This is a genomic window from Streptomyces sp. NPDC005485 (assembly GCF_040606085.1).
GTDB lineage: Bacteria > Actinomycetota > Actinomycetes > Streptomycetales > Streptomycetaceae > Streptomyces.
The window spans coordinates 1-19,882 of record NZ_JBEXDZ010000008.1; the positions used below are offsets into that span (position 1 = coordinate 1).

Here is a 19,882-nt window from a genome sequence, read left to right on the forward strand (position 1 = left end):
GGCGCGCCCGAGCCAGCCGCCCGCGAACCCGGCGATCGGGTGCCCGTCGGGGCACGCGTCCTGCCATGGCTGCTCCGGCTCGACGGAGAAACGGTAGGCGGCGCGCGGCACGAGCAGGCCGGCCGCCGCACCCCACAGGGCGGCGACGGCGGCGAGTACGAGATCCTCAGTCATCCCAGGTCACAACAGCGCGCGGGCAGCGGCTCATCCGGGCCGCAACAGCACGCGGGCAGCCGCTCATCCCGGGCCGCAACAGCTCGAAGGCAGTCGCTCCGTCCAAGACGGGGGTCGGCACTCATCCCACCGCCGCCACGCCGCTGCGCCAGGACGGCAGCAGTTCGTCGAGCAGCGCCTCGGTCCGCGGCGGCACCCCGCGGGCCCCGCTGCGGGACACCAGGTCGGCGGCGACCCTCTTCAACCGGTCGCTGTCGCCCGTGGCGTGCGTGGCGCGCAGCAGCTCGTTCCACAGCCGCTCGTCGCCCGGGGCGGAGCCCAGCGCCGCGTTCAGCGCCTCGATGGCCTTCTCCGCGCGGTCCTTCTCCAGGTGGAACGCGGAGAGCGCGAGCCCGATGTCCGCGACGAGCAGCGGGAGTTGGGCGTCGATGATCTCGTGCGTGAGCCAGTTGTAACGGTCCTGCGGGCGGTCGGCGAGCAGCGGACCGCGGACGAGGACGAGCGCGTCGGTGAGCAACCGCCCGCGCACTACGCGGGAGTTGACGCCCTTGCCCTGCGTGGCCTCGTGGTAGAGCGACCGCAGCACGTCCAGGTCGGACACGACGGACTTGGCGAGCGTGAGCCGCCCGGCCGCGTCGACGCCGAGCCGCGGCGTGCCGTCCGGGTCGGTTCCGAGCCAGCCGCGCAGCCGCTCGACGAGCGCGTCGCGTACGTCGTCGCCGGCGCCGCGGGGCCACAGGGCCGAGGAGAGCACCCGGGGGTGGACGCCCTCGCGGTGCAGGAGGAGCAGCGCGAGCGCCTCGTGCATCAGCGGGCTGCGCTCGCCGTCGGGCGTCTCCAGGCCGATGATCTCGTACGGGCCGACGAGCCGCGCGTACACGGCGGGCCGCCCCTGTTCGCTGATGTCGACGAGGAACGGCGGGGCGGTGGCGTTGGTGTCGTCGCGCTCGGGGTCGGCCTCCACGAACAGCTCGACGACCGCGCGCTGCTGGGCCACCGGCAGTACCTGCGCGTCGAGTTCGAGTCCGAGCAGCGGTGCGAGGAGTTTGCCCTCGCCGGTGATCTCCATCTCCCAGGCGGCGCCCGGCAGATCGCCGCTCTCGGTGCCGACGAGGTAGCCGATGCCCAACCGGCTTGCGTCGGAGGCGAGTTCGGCCAGCTTGACCGCGTCGTCGGGGGACGGCTCGGCGGCGAGCAGTACGAGGTGCGGGGCCCAACGGGTGTGCTGGGCAGGGCCGGTACGCCCGGTGAGCACCGAGTCGTGGCCGGCGGCGCCGAGCGCGCCGCGCCGCTGCCGGGTCTCCGCCTCCATGGTCTCCACGAGCGCCTCGACGTCGTCGAGGTGGCGGAGCCGGTTGGGGGCGAGGGGGGTGAGGTCCTCGCCGAAGCCGACGAGCGTGATCGTCATGCGGTCGGACCAGCCGTTGGTCGCCAACTCGGCGGCGACCGAGGCGAAGACGCTCGCGCGGTCGGCCTCGCGGCCGCTGAGGGACACGATTCCGGGAACGGCCTCCAGGTTGAGCAGCAGCCGGGAGTCGTCCATGGTGCCGAGGCTGACGAGACCGGGGTACGGCGCGGCCGTGTCGACGTCCTCGTACCGCTCGGCGTCGGTCCGCGCGAGCATCCAGAACGTCTGGTCCTGTCCGAGCTGCCACGGCGCGGGCGGCTTCCCGGCGGGCTGGGCGAGCTGGAGGTGCAGATCGCCGTTGCCGCTCATCCACGTCGCGTACACGGTCGGCAGGGGCCGGGACTCGGCGGCCAGCGCCGCGGCGAGCCCGCGCAGCGAGAGGTCGAGGAGCCGTACGCCCTCGGGGTCGGCCCCCACGAGCAGCGCGTCGTGCGCGTCGGCCGCGGCCCCGGTCGGGGTGGGCGGCTCCATACCGCGCCGTCCGCCGACGGCACCGAGCGCCGACTGCCACAGCGCCTGACGGCGACGGCGGCCGAGGGCGCCGAGGAGCCCGGCGGCGAGGAGGGGTGCGCCGACGAGGGCCTCGGGCAGCCCGAAGGAGAACCCGCCGTGCTCACTCTGCGAACCGGCCTGCTGCTGTTGCTGGTTGCTCTGTCGGCTGCCCTGGCTGCCCTGGCCGCCTTGGCTTCCTTGGCTTTCTTGGCTTCCTTGTTGACTGCCCTGCCGATCGTCCTGCTGGTTGTTCCGCTGGTCGCCGCCGGGCCGCTGCTCGGGAAGGGTGATGTGGGCGGTGTCCCGGTCGCCGGAACCCTGGTGGGTGTTGCCGCCCTGCTGCTGGTTGCCGCCCTGCTGGTGATCGCCGGTTCGGGCGTACTGGGAGATCTGCTGCTGGACCTCCTCCGACACCTTGGGCGACTCGTCGGGCAGCTCGACGAGTTCGCCGCCGTGGGCGTCGCCGGGCATCTCCAGGATCCACCCGGGCCGGATGAGACTGGCCTCGGAGAGCTTGGAACCGTCGGGCTGCGTACGGTCCTTGTTGAGCTGGTAGATCTCCTTGTACCTGCGGCCGTCGCCGAGGTGCCGCTGCGCGACCTCCCAGAGGGAGTCGTGATGGCGCCCCTCGGGCGGCTGGATCCGGTAGTACTTGGTGCTGCCCTCCTCGGCCGTGCTGCCACCGGTGCCGGCCTCGGCGTGGGACGCGGCGTTGGCGGCCTGCTCGGCGATCGCGGCGGCCGCACTGGACGCGGCCTGCTCCTGCTGCTGGCCGAACAGCCCGCCCGGCGTCTGCTGCGCCGCGGCGATGGTCCCCTTCTGGTTGCCCTCCATGCTGTGCCCGAGCTGCGAGAGCCCGGGTGTGAGGCTGGCCGCGGTGGCGCCGACGAGCAGCAGCGCGGCGACGAGCTGCCGGGCCAGCAGCTGACTCGGCCCGGCGCCGGGCACCCGCCCCGGCAGTCCGACGCCCGACAGCGCGGCCTTCACTTCCACCAGCACACAGGCCGTGAACTGCGCCCAGGCCAGCCAGACGACCACGGTCAGCACGTTGATGAACGTGTCGACGGTGATCGGCCGCTGCAGCCAGTCCAGCGTCGGCGCCCCGCCCGGCAGCGGCCAGCCGATCGCCACGGCAAGCGCTCCCGGCACCCCGACCACGAGCACGACAAGCGCCACGAAGGCCAGGAACGCCTTCACGAAGTCCCCGAACGTCCGACGACGCCGGGGCAGGGGCTGCGGCGTCCGATTCCTCGGACCCGGCGAGCTTCCCGTCGAGCTGGAAGTGGTGCGTCGCGCCATGGCGGGTGTCCTGGGGTCTGGGGTCGTGTGGGGAGAGAGTGACTGCTGCATGTATGTGTGCCGGGGGTGCGCCTGGGGGGTGTGCTGAGCCTACCGAGATCGTACGGAGGTCGTCGAAGGGCGGACAGGGAGTGCCGCCGGACCGTGCGCCCGTTTCCTCACCATCCGCCCCCTAAGCCGGAGTTGCCGCCCGAGGCTTTGCTGGACCACCGGCCCGCCGTCACCCCCGCGACGTCCAGCCTCCGCCCCGTTCGCAACTGTCATGTCACAGTTCTCACAGTCCCCACACAATCCCCCATTGCCGCCCCGCTCCCCTTTACGCGCCCCTGGTAGCTTCGTTCTCTGCTGCACATTGCCTTACACAGGGGGAGATCCGACCATGTCCCGCCGCACCCTGCCCACCGCCACCGCACTCGCCGCCACAGCGGCCCTACTGCTCACCGCGTGCGGCAACAGCGACGACTCGTCGCCGGACGACATCAAGGGGGCGGATACGGGGGTGGGGTCGGCCTCGGCATCCGCCTCCGGCGCGTCCGGCGTGAAGCGGCCCGACGTGAGCGTGCCGAAGGATCTGAGTCTGGTCTTCGACTTCGACAAACCGTCGGCCGCCGATCACGCAGCGGCGCTGGCGGATGCGGAGAACTACGTCAGAGCCCTTGACCACGGCATCGCTCAGCAGGACGCCAATGACGCGGCATACCAGTTCTACTCGACAGGCGGCGCCGCGAAGTACGCCAAGTCCCAGATCCAGGCCTGGGTGAAGGGCGGCTGGACCGTCTACGGAACGGACCGGTACTTCAAGGCCGATGTCGCCCCCGTGGGGGACGGCAAGCCCGTCCTGGTCACCTTCTGCCGGAACCAGGCCAAGTTCTTCAGCAAGAAGATCAAGACCGGGACGGTGAACCGCACCGAGGAGAACCTGGACAGTTACCAGAAGTTCAGCCTCCTCATGAGTCCTTCCACCACGTCCTCGCAGGTCTGGCAGGCGCGTCAGGTCGACGTCCAGGGAAGGGTGAAGGAGTGCAAGGGATGACGGTCAACCGACGCCTCCTGGGCTGGACCTCCGCCGCCACCGCGGCCGCGCTGCTGTGGAGCGCGGGCCCGGCTCTCGCCAACGGCACGCCAGGGAACACCACGACCCCGCCTCACAAAGACAAACCCACAGGTGACGCCGACGGACGGAACCTCATGGCGTCCGTGACCCACTCGAGCATCCAGGTCACCTACCCCGGCGGGCACACGGAGAAGGGTTCCCTGGACGACCTCACCTCGGTGGATCCGAACTGGGAACCGCCGGTGTGCTGGTACGAGCCGGTGTTCACGCCCGAAGCACTCAAGAAGGCCGTCGAGTCCGGCGAGAGCGGCGCGGTCAACGCCCACGAGTGGTGGAGCAACGGCATCTTCGTCGACCACTACGACAAGGGTGAGCCGGAGGACAACTTCGACCTGAGCAGCGCCAAGAACAGCACAGCCGACGGCTATAAGAACTACAACGTCGGTAAAAAGGGCATGTTCTGGCGCAGCGTCGTCCGCAAGGGGCATGAAAGCGACACAAAGGCCTGGGACTGCGGCCGCATCATGTTCTGGCAGGACGCCGGCACGATCCCCGACGACAAGCACGCCCCCACTCCGGAGACCTTGGCGGCGTACGCGTACGACAAGATCCAGGTCCCGGAGACGAAGGTCGAGCTGAGGCCCGAGGGCAAGTCCACGGTCAACCTGCCCACTTGGATATGGCTGGACAAGGGCACCTTCAAGGAAGTCAAGGTCCGCGCCGAGCTCCCGAACACGGGGCTGTGGGCGGAAACGACGGCCAAGCCCGTGAGCCTTCACCTCGAACCCGGCACGGACGACGCCGACACCTACCCCGCCTCCGGCGAGTGCGAGATCAACGACGACGGCTCCATCGGCACCCCGTACAAGAAGGGCGACGCCGACCGGACCCCGCCCTGCGGGATCACCTACCTCCGCGCCACGAACGGCGAGCCGTACCCCCTGAAGGCCTCCGTCACCTGGCAGATCACCTGGGAAGGCACAGGCGGCGCGAACGGCGACCTCCCGAACGGCACCTTCGAGACCACCCAGGACGTGAACGTCCAGGAGATCCAGTCGGTCAACCGATAACACGCTCCGCCGAAGCCGGCACCGTTCCGCACGAAACGAACGGTCCGGCATTCCGCACCCTCCCATGCGGAAGGCTGCGCATCCCACGGCACAGACCTGCGCAAAGAAGCAGGTCAGCGTTCTTTGCCCGTCTTTGATGCTTGCCATACCTGACTCAAACGCGTCCCCACTACAGTGCATTGTTGGCATGTACACAGACTGGTACACGGGGCAGAGCCGCACGTCGGATACGGGGCATCGATGAGTGATCTGAAAGCGGACACCAAGCGCATACGCGAGTGCTCGCGCGCCTTGCAGAGGATCTACCACTCCTTCACCGACCGGGCCAATCCGGCCGAAGACTTCTCGGCAGCCGAGCTGGGGAACAAGCGCGTCGTTGACGCGTTCGATGAATTCGCGAGCAATTGGAAGATCCATCGAAAGGATCTCGCCGAACAGATCAAGACGCTCGGCACGATCACCTGGGAGGCCGCCAAGAGCTATGACACCGTCGATTCGGAGCTCGCCGCCGCCCTGCGAAGGCAGGACGCGAAGGCCAAGCAGGGCAAGGGAACCAAGTGAGGCGTCCTCCGGTCCACGAATGGTCCGTGCTCGGCGAGGGCAGCGACCCGGTACCGGGGGACCCGGACGCCATCGCCCTGCTCGGCCAGTCGCTCCGCGAGGTGGCGAACGACATCCAGCGTGAAGCGGGTGACGTCGAGGCGCTCTGCGGTGTCGAATCCTGGAAATCCAAGGCAGCCGATGCGTTCCGGGACACGGCGAAGGAGACACTCAAGCCGCTGCGGAAGGCGTACCACCGCTACGACAAGGCCGCGAGTGCGATGGGCACTCGGGTCCGCCAGGAGAGCACCGCCGACTGGGCCTCCGCTCTCGAACATGTGCAGCACCTGGCCGACAAGGCGTTGAAGGCGGCCCAGGTCGCGGACCGCGAGCATCAGTCGGCCACGAAGGGCATCAAAGGCCTGCCGCCGCATACCCAAGACGACGATCCCGAACTGGTGCGGCTGAAGAAGAAGCGAGACACGGCCGCCGACGACCTCGGTGCCGCGAAGTCCGCACTGCAGCACGCGAAGGACGTGCGGGACGACGCCGCGGACCAGGCCGCCAAGGTCATCCACCGCGCCATCACCCACGACGGCATGCATGACTCCCGATGGGACAAGTTCGGCAACACGGTCGACTCCATCGTGTCCGACGCAGGGGAGATCCTGAAGGAGGTGGGCGAGGTCCTGGTCTCGGATCTGGCATCCATCGGCCAGGCCATGGCGGACGATCTCGGATCGACGATGGCGGTCCTCGGCGGACTCGGGCTGGCAGCCATGGGGGCCGGCGAGGAGGTGGGCGGCATCCTGCTGGACGCCACCGGCATCGGTGCGGCCCTAGGTATCCCGATCAACATCGCTGCTGCGGCCCAGATAGCCACCGGGTTGTCCATCGCCGGCGTCGGAGCGGCCAACATCATGCACGACGCGGCGGGGCCGGACCGGGTCGATATGACGTCTGACGGATCGGGCGGAGGAACCGACGGCGATTGGGACACTGCTGCCCGAGGCGAAAGAACAAGGCCTTCAAAGGACCCGAGCGACGACGCGAAGCCAGGCGGGAGACGCACCGAACTCGACGGCTCCACCGAGAAGAGGCGCGGTTTAACGCGCGAGAATGAGGCGGCCGACCAACTGGCCAAGTCGGGCTACGACGTAGAGCAAAACCCTGAGGTTCCGGGACCAAAGGAGCCCGACTATCGCGTCGAAGGAAAGATTTTCGATGCATACTCGCCCAAGACCGGAAACGATGACGCGGTAGCCAAGGAAGTAAAGAAGAAGGTCAGAGAGGGGCAGGCCGATCGGATCGTATTGAACCTTGCCGACACTCCGGTCGATCCAGCAGTTCTCCGTGCGCGGCTGGAACGCCGCCCAATAGAGGGGCTCAAGGAGATTTTGATAGTCGACAAAAGCGGAAATGTAATCCCTTTCTACCCTTAGTGTGGGAGAACTTTCGACATGGCTTTTTCGTATACTCTGGATATCGCGACATCAATGTCGGCCCTAGATGTGGCGGAAAGACTCGTCCACACAGCAAGCGATGCGCAGCTGCTGCAGCCTGCCCCCTCCCCCGAAGATCTCCTCGCCGAGGGAGCCGTTACGGTGCATGGCACCTGGCTTCGGGTTATCGAGGAGGAAGATGAACCAGATCCTGATGACCCACTCGTCAAGAATTTGGGAATCTCCCCCTCAATGACGGTGATCTTCAGGTACAAGAAGAACGTTTATGCGCAGGAGCAGGACGATGACGTCGCTTTCCTCGCATCCCGGCTGCTTGAACAGGTACCAGGAGATGCCGTGCTGCATCTTGACTACGAGAGTGCCAAACTCGTCCGCCGCGCTGGAAAAACGAGCCTGAGTGATGACGCAGAGTTGTGGACGCCAAATCGCCTCGCACTGATCTCACAAGAGTACGATCGCGCCACTTATAAAATCGATTAGCCCAGGCATGCCATTTCTTTCTCACAGTAATCAAGGGACCCAAGGTAAACAACTGTATGGCCATCGATTATTACCTTGATTGCGCGACTATGTTGTCCGCGAACGGGGTGGCGGCTCAGTTGGAAGAAGTCGGCAAGGACTCCGGGGTGTTCGACGCGCCGATTACATCCAATCGGCTCATGGACGGGGCGCTCACCCGGCTGGGCACGCAACTGCGCGTGATGACGGAACGTCCGCCGCAGCCGTGCCATCCCATCGTCTCCGGGCTCGGCTTCACTCCGACGGTCGGCGTGGGTTTCCGTATGGCCAAGGGTGCCGACGTGAGCGACCAACAGGACGACATGCTCCGGCTGGTCGTGCCGCTGCTGGACCGGATCGACGGCGACACGGTCCTGCATTTCCAGTTCGAGGAGATCTGGTTGCTCCGCCGTGGTGCCGAATTGACATCCTTTCCGGCCCGGCAACCTGACCGATATTCAGCGAAATAGGATTCACCTGATGGCCGAAGATCGTGATTCGTCGCCCCATCGAGAAATGGGCGAGAAGCTCGAGTTCCAGGAGATCTGGAAACTGTTGCAGGCATACGAGTGGACGCGCGGCGTGAATCACGCACGCGATGGCTCGTTGCTGCCGCCCGGAGATCTGGATACCCCGGACTCCCCGTCCCGTGCCATGCGCACATACCTGCGCATGGCAGCACGCACCCCGGGGAGCGCGGCGCGCGTGGTTGCTGAGCTGGAGCTCCTGCTGGAGCGCGGTCCGGAGGACGATGTCCTGGAAGCTCTGGACGACGTCGGTGTCGAACCGGAGCAGTTGAGGCCGTCGGACGGCAAGGACCCCGACGAGTTCTTTGAGTTGATGCTCGTTCATTTGCGGGCATTCATCGCGGCGGGCGAGCATATCGAGGACGCTGTTCCGGAGTCGGGATGGGAGTGGCGAGAAAGGTACGGCGCCATCCGTGGGCTGATGGCCGGAGCATTCCATGTGGATTGCCTCTACGACTTTCCCGACCGTGATGCGGTCCTGGAGGACCACATCCACGGCGAGCAGGTCGAGCACATCGAGGAGATGTTGAGCGACATCGACGACCTGAGGGTCATCGCTCCGACCGATGACGATCTGGAGTGGGCCCTCCGAGGTATCGGCCACGGCCTTCTCACCCCGAAGGGGATGACTGCTTGGCAGTGGATGGAGCACATCGAGGCCCGACTCCGGCGTTACGTGCGAGAGAATGGCGCGCAGGAAGCGGCCCACCGCCCGCCAGGAGCGCCTAGGTGCTGAACTGCGGAAACTACGCGAGGCCGCAGGGCTCAAAGGACGCGAGGCCGCCGCGCTGCTCGGGACGGACTCAGCTCAGATGAGTCAGATCGAGTTCGGCACGGCAGGCGTGAGCGAGGAGCGCGTACGGCAGCTCGCAGCTCACTACTCCTGCACGGACGACGAGTTGATCAACGCGTTGGTGGCGATGGCGACCGATCGGACACGCGGTTGGTGGGAGGAGTCCCCGAACTCCTCGAGACCGACCTCGGGCTCCGCGTCCGCCACCGAATGGAACGCAAAGCGATCATCGAGGGGGCGGCCCCCATTCCGTATGAGGTGGTGATCCATGAAGCGGCGCTGCGCATCAGAGTGGGCGGCCGGGCAACAGCACGGCGTCAGCTCTCCCTCATCCTGGAGCTCTCCACAGCGGGCCATATCACCGTGCGGGTCATCCCCTTCGACCTGGACGACTTCGCCGGAGCCACGAACGCCATGATGTACGCGAGCGGTGAAGTGCCCAAGCTGGACACAGCGGTACGCGACGCGCCCCATGGCGCGGCCTTCATCGACTCCGAAGCCCAACTCGGCGCATTTCGAACGCTCTTCCGTAAAGTGGAGGCTGTGTCACTCGAACCCGAGCGTTCGCGCGACTTCATCCACCGGCTGGCGAAGGAACTGTGAGGCGCACCATGGCTGCCCCCGGCAACTGGCAGAAGTCGTCCTTCTCAGGAAGCGGCGACGGCAACAACTGCATCGAACTCGCCTCCACCCCCACCACCCTCCACACCACCCTCACCACCACCACACTCCCCCTCGCGCACCTCCTCCGCCACATACGCTCCGGAGCCCTCGTCTCCACCCCCGCATAGCGAGTGCGACGGAACCACCCCGGCCACGACAGGCGTCTCACCAGCAACAGCTGTGCGATAGGTTCGCAAGCCCGTTCTGCCGAAGCTGAAGGAGGGGATGGGACATGGGCAGTGGCAAGAGCGACCTCGCGCTCCCGCTCAGTGAGCTGGAGGACTACGGCGGTCGGCTGCGTGACATCAAGACGCGGCTGAACCACACCAAGAAGCTCTTCGAGTCCTTCAAGGACGACCTCGGCGACCACACGGTCTACGACGCCCTCGACGACTTCGAGTCCGGCTGGGAGGACGGTCGCGAGGACATCGGGCAGGCACTCGATGCCCTCGCCGGTATGTCCGACGCCGTCGTCCGCGAGTTCAAGAAGCTCGACGACGACCTCGCCAAGAACGTCTCCGAAGGCACGAAGACGGAGAAGAAGGTCGCAGGCGGCAAGGGCCACAGCGCCGGCGACTAGGGGGACCCGAGCCGGTCGCACCGTCGGCCATTGCCCCTGGTCGTGCCGTCAGGCGTGTCGGCCGGCGGCCTCCTGAGCCGCACGCTCCAGTCGGCTTCGATGGTTCTCCCACCATGCCGAGTCGACCGGCGGCATGGCGTCGTTGCTCTTGTTCATCCCGACGGCACCGTCCACGAGCTCCCGGAGAACATCGGCGTGCCCGGCGTGCCGTTGCGTGTCGGCGATCACTCGCACCACGGCATGATGCAACGTCACCTCGTCCTTGCCCTCGGACCACCACGGCACCCTGCCGGTCGTTTCGAGCGGCAACGCGTCGATGGTCGCGTCCGCGTGCGCCCATGCCCGGCGGTAGAGCTCCACTATGTACTCGCGTGACTCATCGGCGGTGACCCACATGTCCGCGTTGGTCTCGCCACCGTCGTCGAGCCAGGGCAGGGGCTCGCCGGACGGCCGTCCGAAGGTGTCGCCGAGGTAGCCCAGCTCCACGCCGGCCACGTGTTTCACCAGGCCCAGGAGGTTCGTGCCGGTCGGCGTCAGCGGGCGGCGTATGTCGTACTCCGAGAGCCCTTCGAGCTTCCACAGCATGGCGTCTCGGGCGGACTGCAAGTAGTAGTGAAGGTCAGCCTTGGTATCCGATGCGGTCATGGGGCCAGTCTGCCGTCCGCGCGATCTTTGTCCACCGCCTTTCCACCACCCGTCCCCGAGACCCCGCTCCCCGGGACCTGGACTCGGTCTTCGTTCGCGTGCCATTCGAGTGGTCGGGGCCCGTGGTGATCGGCGTAGCGATGAGTTTCGGAAGCGTCCTGGGTCAATGAATGCGACGGGCTACGGCACCCGCCCGGACACGATCACCGGCCTCCACCCGCACCGATCAACCACACCGATCGACCGCACCGATCACCCGCACCGATCAACCACATCGATCGACCGCACCGATCACCCGCATCCGAGGAGAACGACATGACCGCCACCTACACCTTCGACGTCTTCTGCAGCCTCGACGGCTTCGGCGCCGCCGGCGGCGACTGGACCGGCTACTGGGGCAAGCAGGGCCCGGAGCTGCTCGACCACCGCCTCGCCCTGTACGGCGCGGAGCAGCGGATGGTCTTCGGGGCCAACACGTACCGGGCGTTCGCGCAGATGCTGGCGTCGAGCACCGAGGAGTCCGACGTGCGGGACCCCTGGGTCACGCAGATGAGGAGCCTGCCGGCGACGGTGGTGTCGACGACGCTGGAAGGCCCCCTCGACTGGCCGGACGCGACCGTCGTGAGCGGTGACGCCGTCGACGTCGTCGCCCGCCTCAAGAAGGAGTCCGAGGTGCCGTTGCGCTCGCACGGCAGCCTGTCGATGAACCGGGCGCTGATGGCCGCCGGCCTCGTCGACCGCGTACAGGTGACGCTCTTCCCCGTCATCACCGGTCGGACCGGGCTGGAACCGATCTTCCAGGGTGCGGCCGACTTCGACCTGGAGCTGCTCGAGAACCGCACGCTCGACGGTCGCATCCAAGAGCTGATCTACCGGCCCACCCTCCACTGACATCCCGTGGCTCAGCCGACCTCGTTCTCCGCCACCGCCCGCCCGTGGACGACGACATCGCCGCCGTAGAACATGCCGGAGAAGACGGGTGAGTACGTCAGCTGTACCTCGACCTCGACCTCGTCGGCGTTCGCCGCGACGCAGTGGGTCGCGGCGATGTCGGCGCCGGACATGCCCATTTCGCGGGCGAAGGCCTTCACGCGGGCGCCGCAGTTCTCGAAGCGGATGGGCGCCCCGTCCCTGCCCCGGTTCTCGTACAGGGCTTCCTTGTCGACGTCCTGAGCGGCGTACCGGGCGGCCTGTTCCGCGATGTCCGCGGCGCGCTCGCGCTTGGAGATGGACAGGCCGCCGTCGATGACGAACGCGGAGAGGGAGAGGAAGACAAGGGCGAAGATGATGACCGCGCCTGCACCCGAGCCGCGGTCGTCCAAGCGGGCGCGGCGGGCCCCGGCCCACTCCCGGACCCGGGACCGCAGCCTCATGTCCCCCATCACGCCTTCCTCTTGAACGGGTCGAGCGGCGAGGTGAACGTCCCCGTCAGGCGCGTGGGCACATCCAGGCCGAGCATCGCCAGGCCCCGCACCTCGCAGCTGACCTCGACCGTGAAGAGATCGGCGTCGGCGAAACCGGCGCTGGTCTTGGTCACCGTCACCGGGCCCGAGCAGACGTCCGACAGGTCGGCGTCCGCTGCGTTCTGGGCCTCGGACATGGCGGTCCCCTCCTCGCGTTGGAGGGACCCGGCACGGGCGGCGTCGCGCGCCGCGCCGTCGATCGCGCCCCGTCCGTCCACCAGTTGCCCGAAGGCCACCAGCACGAGGATGAAGAGGATCATCACGGGGGCGAGGATCACGACCTCGATCGTGGACAGGCCGGTGTCACGGCCGGCCGCGACTCTCGACCTCAGAAGGGCCGCGGCCCTGGACCTCGGAAAGGAAGCGAGGGGCATCTAGTTCTCCCCCTCCTTCACGAACCTCTCCACCGGGCCCACGGACTGCGCGTGCACCGTCAGGTCCAGCCCCGGGAACACCGTGGGCACCCGGGCCGTGATCTCCACCCCGACCTTGTTCTGCTCCGGCTGGAGCATCTTCACGTCCGGGGACAGCACGAGCTGCGGGCCGAGCTGCTGGATGTAGCTGTCGACGACGTCCCGTGCCTCGCCGCGCCACGCGCCGGGCCGTTCGTCGGCCAGGGCGCGGGCCTTGCGCGCGCCTGCCTGGGCGGCCGCCTGGGCCACATGATCGGCGAAGAAGTACAGCGCGAACTGCACCGTCGCGAAGATCATGAAGAAGAGCACCGGCGTGAGCAGCACGAACTCGATCGCGGTCATGCCGGAGTCACCGCGGGCGGAGGCGGCCTCCACCCGACGGCGTACCCAGCGACGTACGCGCACCAGTAACCCCGTAGACGTGTGTAGTGATGGTCAGCAGGTCTTGCCCACTGCAGCGGTGGTCAGCAGGTCTTGCCCGCGTCCGCACCCTTGATGCAGTCGCCCACCTTGTTGGCGCCGTCGCTCAGCGCGGCGTTGATGATCGCGGCGACCACGCCGACGATCGCGACGACGACCGCCGAGATGATGACCCACTCCACCGCGGACGCACCGCGGTCGAGCTCCCCGGAGCGGGCGCGCTGCACCCGGCCCTGCAGGAAGGTGACGAGGAAGTCCACCCCCGGGATCCCGGTGCTGAAGTTCCGTCCGTTCATGGTGAGTTGTCCTCTCAAAAAAGGTGATCGACGTCAGACCTGGAACACGCGCATGGCGGCCGGAAAGATCAGGAACACCAGGAATCCCGCGCACAGCAGCAGCTGCGCGACAAGCATCGACTGCGACTTCTCGCCCGCGCTGCCCTCGATCTCGGCGAGTTCGCGGTGCCGCATGGTCTCGGCACGCGAGGCGAGCGACTCGCGTACCTTCGCGCCGTCGTCCGCGACCAGCGCCAACGAGGCCGACAGGTCCTTCAGTTCCTCGACGCCGAGCTGCTCGCCGAGCGAACCGAGGGCCTGCCACTGGCTGATGCCGGTGATGCGGGCATCGGCCAGCGCGTTGCGGATCCGCTGGGTGGCCCAGCCGTCGGAGACCTCGGCCGCCGCCATCAGCGCCTCGGGCAGACCGCGGCCGCCGGCCAGGCTCATGGACACCAGGTCCAGGTACGCGCCGATGACCCGCCGCAGGTCACGGCGCTTCTCGGCCGCGTCGCGCCGTACCTCCACGTCCGGGAGGATGAAGAACACCGCCGCGAAGAGCAGCGCCAGCCACACCGGGATGATCGGGCTGCGGCCGACGCCGAGCGTCCAGACGATGGCGAAGAGGAACGGGCCGAAGAAGAGCCCCGCCGTGGCCAGCAGGACCTTCGTCGCGAGGAACTTCTCCCAACTCCGGTCCAGCACCGCGAGATCCGCCCGCAGCGACCGCAGTTCCCAGCCCTGCTGCATGTAGAACTCGGCGACGCGACGGCCCACTTGGGCCCGTACGGTCCCGAGCCGACCCGCGTCCTGCCCGCCGCGCTGCACGGACTCGTACGCCGCTCCGCGCGCCCGCATCGCGTCGATGCGGGCGACCTGCGCGACCGCGCTGCGCTTGGACGGCATGAGGGCGCGTACGAGGGTGTAGAGGCCGAGGCCGATGACGGCGCCGACCAGGATCGGCATGGTCACGTCGCTCATCGCCGTACCCCCTCTTCCTGCTGGGCCGGCATCCGGGGACGGACGAACTGCACCGACGACTCGTCGCGCACCAGGAAGCGTTCGGGTGTCTCGATCGTGGACAGCTTGCGCAGCCACCAGAAGCCGAGCGCGAACAGGCCGCAGACGCAGGCGAGTACGAGCTGTCCGACCGCCGTGCCGTACGGCTCGACGAACTCGCGGTTGAAGATGGACAGGCCGAGCACGAACGCGATCGAGACCGCCACGACGATCTGCACGGACCGGCGGGTGGATGCGCGCTGCGCCATGACCCGCTGCCGCATGTCGACCTCCTCGCGCGCCGACTTGGCCAGCGCGCCGAGAACCTGGCGCAGACCCGGGCCGCGCAGGCGGGCGTTGAGGATGAGGGCGGCGACGATGATGTCGGCGGAGGCGTCGTTGATCTCGTCGGCGAGGTGCTGGAGGGCCTCGGGCAGCGGTGTGCGGGAGCGCAACCGGTCGACGAGCGCGTCGAGATGGGGCCGCAGTACGGGGGCGGACGCGCGGGCGGACGCCGGGATCGCCTGCTCCAGGCCGACCGCACCCGCGATCGTGTCGCGCAGCGACTCGGTCCAGGAGGCCAGCGCCTCCACCCGGCGCATGGCGGACCGCTCCTCGGAGGCGCCGCCGAAGAGCTTGTCCCAGAAGAAGACGAGGACACCGGCGGCGATACCGGCCACGGCCCAGCGGGTGAGAAGCAGTACGACAAGGCCGGCACCGGCGGCGATCGAGCCGCGCTGCCCGGCGAACCGCACCAGTTCACCGGCCCGTTGGTTCGCCTTCTGCTTCTCGTGCTCGGGCTTGGCGGGCAGGCCGCGCACCGCGACGGCGAACAGCGCGAGGCCGCCGCCGACGGCGATGCCGGAGGCGAGCGCGTACAGCACGGTCGTCGAGAACAGCCCGCCCATGGAGCCGAGCGAGTCGAGTGCCGCGAGATCGGTGAGGGACGTGGACGTCATACGGTGATCACCCCCAGCTTCCGCCACCGGGCAACCGGTAGCCGTGCGCGACGAGTTCATCGAGACAGGAGAGGGGGGCGTGCGGCACGATCCGGCCGTCCGGGGCCTCCGCGAAGACCTCGCTGGACAGCACACGGCCGTCGACGCCGTTGACCTCACGGACGGAGGTGACCATGCGCTGGAGGCGGCCGCCCGACTCGTAGTCGTTGCGCCGCTGGATGAAGACGACGAAGTTCACCGCGCCCGCGACGAGCATCTGGCTTGCCTCGATGGGCAGTCGCTCGGTCGCCTGGAGCGCGTACGTGGAAATACGGTTGAAGACCTCGCTGGAGCTGTTCGCGTGGATCGTGGACAGCGAACCGTCGTTGCCCTGCGACATCGCGTTGAGCATGGTCACGATCTCGTCGCCGAGGACCTCACCGACGATGACGCGGGAGGGGTTCATTCGCAGCGACCGGCGGACCAGCTCGGCCATGGTGATGGCGCCCTGGCCCTCGGAGTTGGGCAGGCGCTCCTCGAAGGCCACCACGTTCGGGTGGAGGTCGGCGAAGGTGTCGAGGCCGAGTTCCATGGCGCGCTCGACGGTGATGAGGCGCTCGTGCGGCGGGATCTCGTTGGCGAGGGCGCGCAGCAGTGTCGTCTTGCCGGCGTTGGTGGCGCCCGCGATCATGATGTTCTTGCGGGCGCGGACCGCGCAGGCCAGGAAGTGCGCGACCTCGGGCGTGATCGTCCCGTTCCCGACCAGGTCGGAGACGAAGACCTTGCCCATGCGGGCGCGGCGGATGGAGAGCGCGGGGCGCCGCGTGACGTCCATGACGGCGGAGAGCCGGGACCCGTCCGGCAGCCGCAGGTCGAGCTGCGGGTTGGCGGAGTCGAAGGGCCGGGAGGAGAGACCCGAGTAGGCGCCGAGCACCTGGATGAGCTCGATCAGCTCCTCGTCGTTCTCTGCGACCGGGTCACCGGTGACCTCACGCCCGTCCGCGTACCCGATGAAGACGTGGTCGTACCCGTTGATGTCGATGTTCTCGACGTCCGGGTTGTCGAGCAGCGGCTGGAGGCGGCCGACGCCGAAGAGCGCGGCGTGCACGGCGGCCGCGTACTGCTCCTCGGTCTCTGCGTCCAGCGGCGTACGCCCGGAGTTGATCTCCGTGCGGGCGTAGTCCTCCAGGATCTGGGCGATGACCGCGCGCGCGTACTGCCGCTCGTCCTCGCTGGACATCGGCGTGACGCCGGAGACCTGGTCGAGGCGCCGCTGTTCGGCGATCCGGTCGCCGGCCTCCTGCCGGAACCGCTTGACCAGCTGATGGTCGACGGCTGTCATCGGCCGGCTCCGGCGTGCGGCTGCCCATGGGGCCCACCGGCCGGTACGGCCCAGGCGGCGCCGTACTGCTGATACAGGTCCGCGGTGACCTTGCGGGCCGAGCGGATGAGCAGCGACTTGTCGAGGCGCCCGCGCCTGCGGCCGGCCAACTGGTCGGCGCCGGCCGGGTCGTCGGCGAGCGTGCCGACGACGCGGGCGCCCGTCTGGGCGGCCACCAGCATGTCGTTGACCTGGTGGACGAGCTTGGCGGAGTCGCCCGGGTCGGTGATGAGGATGACGCCGATGAGGGGCGTGGCGAGGGCGGCCGCGCCGCGCGGGCCGCCGTGCAGCTTGGCGCTGAGCGCCGCCGCCCGGTCACGGACGCGGGCGATGGACTCGGGCTCGGTGCGCGAGAGAAGGAGGACGAGGGCGGCCTGCGAGAACATCTCGACGGCCGGGGTGTCCCCGCTGATCCGTCCGCAGTCCGCGATCACGTCGGCGGGTGCGTGCGGGGAGTCGGCGAGCTGGGCGAAGGCCCGGCCGAGGGTGGGCCACAGTCCGGCGAGACCGGTCGCCTGCTCGGCGACACCGAGTCCGACCAGGACTTCCAGGCCTCCGCTCAACGGCTGTACGTGGTCCCAGAGTTGGTCCGGCACAAGGCCGCGGCGGGCGGTCGCCGCTATCGACAGCATGCCGGTGTTGGGGTTGAGCGGCCCACCGTGAGCCGCGGCGCTGCGGTAGACGAGGTCTCCGCCGGCCGGGTCGGTCTCGGCGAGCAGGACCCTGCGGGGCCAGACCGCCGACAGGGCCACCGCGGCGGTGGTGACGCCGGGGGAACCCTTGTCGGCGGCGAGGGCGATGAGCGCCATGTCTCTGTACCCACTCGCCTCTAGTTGCCGTTGCCGGGGACGAGAACGACGGCGACGTCGCCGCCCGCGGCGGCCTGCGTCAGGGCGGGGGCGTCGCTCTGGTCGACGAGCAGGGTGATGGAGAGGTTGCCCGTGCTGATCGTCGCGTCGCTGTCGTCGCTCTTGGTGTCCACGCGCGCGTTGTCGACGATCAGGGAGTTGCTGCTCGACGAACTCGACGAACCGGACGAACTGTTCCGGCTGGAGCTGCTGCCGCTGTCGTTGCCGACGCGGTAGGCGGCCACGACGTCGCCTTCCTTGATGTTGGCGGGGTACTGGCCCTCCTTCAGGGCGAGGCCGACCGAGGCCTTGCCCGCGGGGAGGGTCGTCTTGCTGGCGAACATGTCGCCGATGACGACGGTTCCCTTGTAGATCGTGGACTTGGCCTTGAGGGTCTTGAGGGTGTCCACCTGCGACCACTTCACGTAGTTGATGCTCGCGTCGTCCGCGACCAGCACGGAGGTCACGCTCTTGCCCACCGACTCCCCGGCCTGGATGTCGCCGGTCACCTGGACGACCTCGACCCGGTCCCCGGCCCGCAGCACCAGCATCGTGGCGCCCAGCGCGCCCACGAGGATGAGGAGTACGGCGAGCGCGGCGAGCGCGGGTTTGCGCTCGCGAGGCGGCGCGGGAAGGCGCTCACCCATCGCCGGCTGAGCCGGCGCAGCGGAGCGCTGGTTGCCCGCCCCCGTACGCTCTTGGATCTTCACGCAACCGCTCCCCGCACACCCAAGATAACTCTGCCAAATTGCCGACCAATTAGGACACTTCGCCCGCGCACACCTGTACTGCGCGTACCGTGCGACCTGGCCGAATAGCCAGCGCTGGAGCGAGTGTCAAGCCATGGCACCGTATCAGCCGCACATAAGCCCCTCAAGGCGCGTTATGGATCGCGAACCTCACGGCGCTCGACGTTATCCACGCGCAACTGAGGGTGTCCGGTTCCCCGTTGAGCACAGGGATTCGTGCCAGGTCACCCCTGTGCAGCCGCGAACCCGACACCGGGGTGGGGCGTGGGGTTCGTCACGGGGAGTGTGCCAGGTCTGCACGAGGTGTTCACGAGGCGGCGGGGCGGCGGGGCGGCGGGGTCTTTCAGCCGCGGGGGTGACGGCGGTACGGGGGTGCGGTGTTCGCGTGACGGACTCAGGTCGCGAAGCGGAACGTCGACGTGATCGCGTCGAAGATGTCGAAAAAGGAGTCCGCGAGGTCGAGGACCTGGCTGCTCCCGGCGACCAGGGCGACCTTGCCCTCCTGCCCCGGCACGGGGATGAACGTCTGCATGAGTACGGCACGGATGGTGCGCTTGAGGGTGTCGTCGGGTACGACGATGTCCTCGATGCCGTACGTGCGCGCGGCCGGGCCGACGCCGGGGATGTCGACGGTCGTCACCTTCCGCCAGGCGTCGCCCTCCTTCTTCGCCTCGCGCACGGCGAGTTGGCTCGCGATCACCTGCGGGTCGGTGGAGAGGGCCTCGCCGGACTGCGTACGGCCGCCGACGATCGAGACGGTGACGGAGCCGGTGATCGGGGTGTCCCCGCCGAAGCTCTCCGCCATGCAGCCGCAGTACAGGGCGCCGGACTTCCAGGCGTCGGCCGCGGACTTCCGCAGGAAGGCGGTGTACGTGTCCCGGTACTGCGCCAACTCCGGCCGCTGCTCGACCCGCTCGTTCACCATGCGCCGGATGGAGTCGTCACGCGACTCGGGCCGTACGTCGAACTCCCACCACGACTCGGGCACCTTGATCCGGAATCCGCCGCGCTCGATGGTGAGCGTCTCGATGTAGCGGGCCATGGTTCGTTTCCCCCTGCTCCCCCGCTCCCCGGCTCACTCCGGGTCCGGGGCTCGTTTCGTTCTCTGCCCGTGTCCTTCGACCTCTGCTTGCGTCGCGGCCAGCGTACGAGGTGCCGCGCGCGGGAGAGCTCGTCACGACCCGGGGCCC

General features: G+C 68.4%; 22 protein-coding genes and 2 pseudogenes. 11 read left to right on the forward strand and 13 right to left on the reverse strand.

The window, feature by feature from the left end:
* Both ABZS97_RS04850 and ABZS97_RS04855 read right to left on the reverse strand, forming a co-directional pair.
* Window positions 1–174: pseudogene (locus ABZS97_RS04850) on the reverse strand (prepilin peptidase); the annotation flags it as partial.
* 121 nt (window positions 175–295) lie between these two features.
* Window positions 296–3,373 (reverse strand): BTAD domain-containing putative transcriptional regulator, encoded by a 3,078-nt coding sequence (locus ABZS97_RS04855; protein WP_356133587.1) that lies wholly within the window; start codon window positions 3,371–3,373, stop codon window positions 296–298.
* A gap of 379 nt (window positions 3,374–3,752) precedes the next feature.
* Between ABZS97_RS04855 and ABZS97_RS04860 the strand changes: the two genes are divergently transcribed.
* The 10 genes and pseudogenes from ABZS97_RS04860 (at window position 3,753) to ABZS97_RS04905 (ending at window position 10,561) form a co-directional block, all read left to right on the forward strand.
* A complete protein-coding gene (locus ABZS97_RS04860) occupies window positions 3,753–4,406 on the forward strand; it encodes a hypothetical protein (RefSeq protein ID WP_356133589.1) in 654 nt (217 codons plus the stop codon).
* A complete protein-coding gene (locus ABZS97_RS04865; RefSeq protein WP_356133591.1) occupies window positions 4,403–5,497 on the forward strand; it encodes a hypothetical protein in 1,095 nt (364 codons plus the stop codon). The genes ABZS97_RS04860 and ABZS97_RS04865 overlap by 4 nt, the downstream gene beginning before the upstream one ends.
* A 240-nt stretch (window positions 5,498–5,737) precedes the next feature.
* Entirely contained in the window at window positions 5,738–6,058 is a 321-nt protein-coding gene (locus ABZS97_RS04870) for a hypothetical protein (RefSeq protein WP_356133593.1), read from the forward strand.
* A 26-nt stretch (window positions 6,059–6,084) separates the two neighbouring features.
* Window positions 6,085–7,479, forward strand: coding sequence for a putative T7SS-secreted protein (locus ABZS97_RS04875; protein WP_356133595.1), 1,395 nt, complete (start codon window positions 6,085–6,087; stop codon window positions 7,477–7,479).
* Between the two features lie 18 nt (window positions 7,480–7,497).
* Window positions 7,498–7,980 (forward strand): SitI3 family protein, encoded by a 483-nt coding sequence (locus ABZS97_RS04880; protein WP_356133597.1) that lies wholly within the window; start codon window positions 7,498–7,500, stop codon window positions 7,978–7,980.
* Between the two features lie 56 nt (window positions 7,981–8,036).
* On the forward strand, window positions 8,037–8,468 hold the full coding sequence (locus ABZS97_RS04885; RefSeq protein WP_356133599.1) for a SitI3 family protein: 432 nt from the start codon (window positions 8,037–8,039) through the stop codon (window positions 8,466–8,468).
* 10 nt (window positions 8,469–8,478) lie between these two features.
* Window positions 8,479–9,261, forward strand: a complete 783-nt coding sequence (locus tag ABZS97_RS04890; protein WP_356133601.1) for a contact-dependent growth inhibition system immunity protein — start codon at window positions 8,479–8,481, stop codon at window positions 9,259–9,261.
* Window positions 9,212–9,921, forward strand: a pseudogene (locus ABZS97_RS04895) (helix-turn-helix transcriptional regulator). Before ABZS97_RS04890 ends, ABZS97_RS04895 begins: the two are co-directional and overlap by 50 nt.
* A gap of 8 nt (window positions 9,922–9,929) precedes the next feature.
* A complete protein-coding gene (locus ABZS97_RS04900) occupies window positions 9,930–10,109 on the forward strand; it encodes a DUF397 domain-containing protein (protein WP_356133603.1) in 180 nt (59 codons plus the stop codon).
* A 104-nt stretch (window positions 10,110–10,213) separates the two neighbouring features.
* Window positions 10,214–10,561 carry a hypothetical protein gene (locus tag ABZS97_RS04905; protein WP_356133605.1) on the forward strand — a complete coding sequence of 116 codons (348 nt, stop codon included), beginning with the start codon at window positions 10,214–10,216 and terminating at the stop codon, window positions 10,559–10,561.
* A 48-nt stretch (window positions 10,562–10,609) separates the two neighbouring features.
* Here ABZS97_RS04905 and ABZS97_RS04910 read toward each other — a convergent pair whose 3' ends face one another.
* Window positions 10,610–11,206, reverse strand: coding sequence for a DinB family protein (locus ABZS97_RS04910; RefSeq protein ID WP_356133607.1), 597 nt, complete (start codon window positions 11,204–11,206; stop codon window positions 10,610–10,612).
* A 315-nt stretch (window positions 11,207–11,521) separates the two neighbouring features.
* On the opposite strand from ABZS97_RS04910, the gene ABZS97_RS04915 reads away from it, so the two are divergent.
* Window positions 11,522–12,097, forward strand: a complete 576-nt coding sequence (locus ABZS97_RS04915) for a dihydrofolate reductase family protein (protein WP_356133610.1) — start codon at window positions 11,522–11,524, stop codon at window positions 12,095–12,097.
* Between the two features lie 11 nt (window positions 12,098–12,108).
* Here ABZS97_RS04915 and ABZS97_RS04920 read toward each other — a convergent pair whose 3' ends face one another.
* The 10 genes from ABZS97_RS04920 to ABZS97_RS04965 form a co-directional block, all read right to left on the reverse strand.
* The gene (locus ABZS97_RS04920) at window positions 12,109–12,588 is read right to left on the reverse strand and encodes a pilus assembly protein TadG-related protein (RefSeq protein ID WP_356133613.1); all 480 of its coding nucleotides are present in this window, start codon (window positions 12,586–12,588) and stop codon (window positions 12,109–12,111) included.
* Entirely contained in the window at window positions 12,588–13,043 is a 456-nt protein-coding gene (locus tag ABZS97_RS04925; protein WP_356133615.1) for a TadE/TadG family type IV pilus assembly protein, read from the reverse strand. Before ABZS97_RS04925 ends, ABZS97_RS04920 begins: the two co-directional genes overlap by 1 nt.
* Window positions 13,044–13,424 (reverse strand): TadE family protein, encoded by a 381-nt coding sequence (locus ABZS97_RS04930; protein ID WP_356133773.1) that lies wholly within the window; start codon window positions 13,422–13,424, stop codon window positions 13,044–13,046.
* A gap of 122 nt (window positions 13,425–13,546) precedes the next feature.
* A complete protein-coding gene (locus ABZS97_RS04935; RefSeq protein WP_356133617.1) occupies window positions 13,547–13,798 on the reverse strand; it encodes a hypothetical protein in 252 nt (83 codons plus the stop codon).
* Window positions 13,799–13,831: 33 nt separating this feature from the next.
* On the reverse strand, window positions 13,832–14,758 hold the full coding sequence (locus ABZS97_RS04940) for a type II secretion system F family protein (RefSeq protein ID WP_356133619.1): 927 nt from the start codon (window positions 14,756–14,758) through the stop codon (window positions 13,832–13,834).
* Window positions 14,755–15,735 carry a type II secretion system F family protein gene (locus ABZS97_RS04945; RefSeq protein ID WP_356133621.1) on the reverse strand — a complete coding sequence of 327 codons (981 nt, stop codon included), beginning with the start codon at window positions 15,733–15,735 and terminating at the stop codon, window positions 14,755–14,757. Before ABZS97_RS04945 ends, ABZS97_RS04940 begins: the two co-directional genes overlap by 4 nt.
* Window positions 15,736–15,742: 7 nt before the next feature.
* Window positions 15,743–17,056 carry an ATPase, T2SS/T4P/T4SS family gene (locus tag ABZS97_RS04950; RefSeq protein WP_356133623.1) on the reverse strand — a complete coding sequence of 438 codons (1,314 nt, stop codon included), beginning with the start codon at window positions 17,054–17,056 and terminating at the stop codon, window positions 15,743–15,745.
* On the reverse strand, window positions 17,053–17,904 hold the full coding sequence (locus tag ABZS97_RS04955) for a hypothetical protein (RefSeq protein ID WP_356133625.1): 852 nt from the start codon (window positions 17,902–17,904) through the stop codon (window positions 17,053–17,055). Before ABZS97_RS04955 ends, ABZS97_RS04950 begins: the two co-directional genes overlap by 4 nt.
* 20 nt (window positions 17,905–17,924) lie before the next feature.
* The gene (locus ABZS97_RS04960) at window positions 17,925–18,653 is read right to left on the reverse strand and encodes a hypothetical protein (RefSeq protein ID WP_356133627.1); all 729 of its coding nucleotides are present in this window, start codon (window positions 18,651–18,653) and stop codon (window positions 17,925–17,927) included.
* A gap of 433 nt (window positions 18,654–19,086) precedes the next feature.
* A complete protein-coding gene (locus ABZS97_RS04965) occupies window positions 19,087–19,734 on the reverse strand; it encodes a hypothetical protein (RefSeq protein ID WP_356133629.1) in 648 nt (215 codons plus the stop codon).
* Window positions 19,735–19,882: the final 148 nt, after the last annotated feature.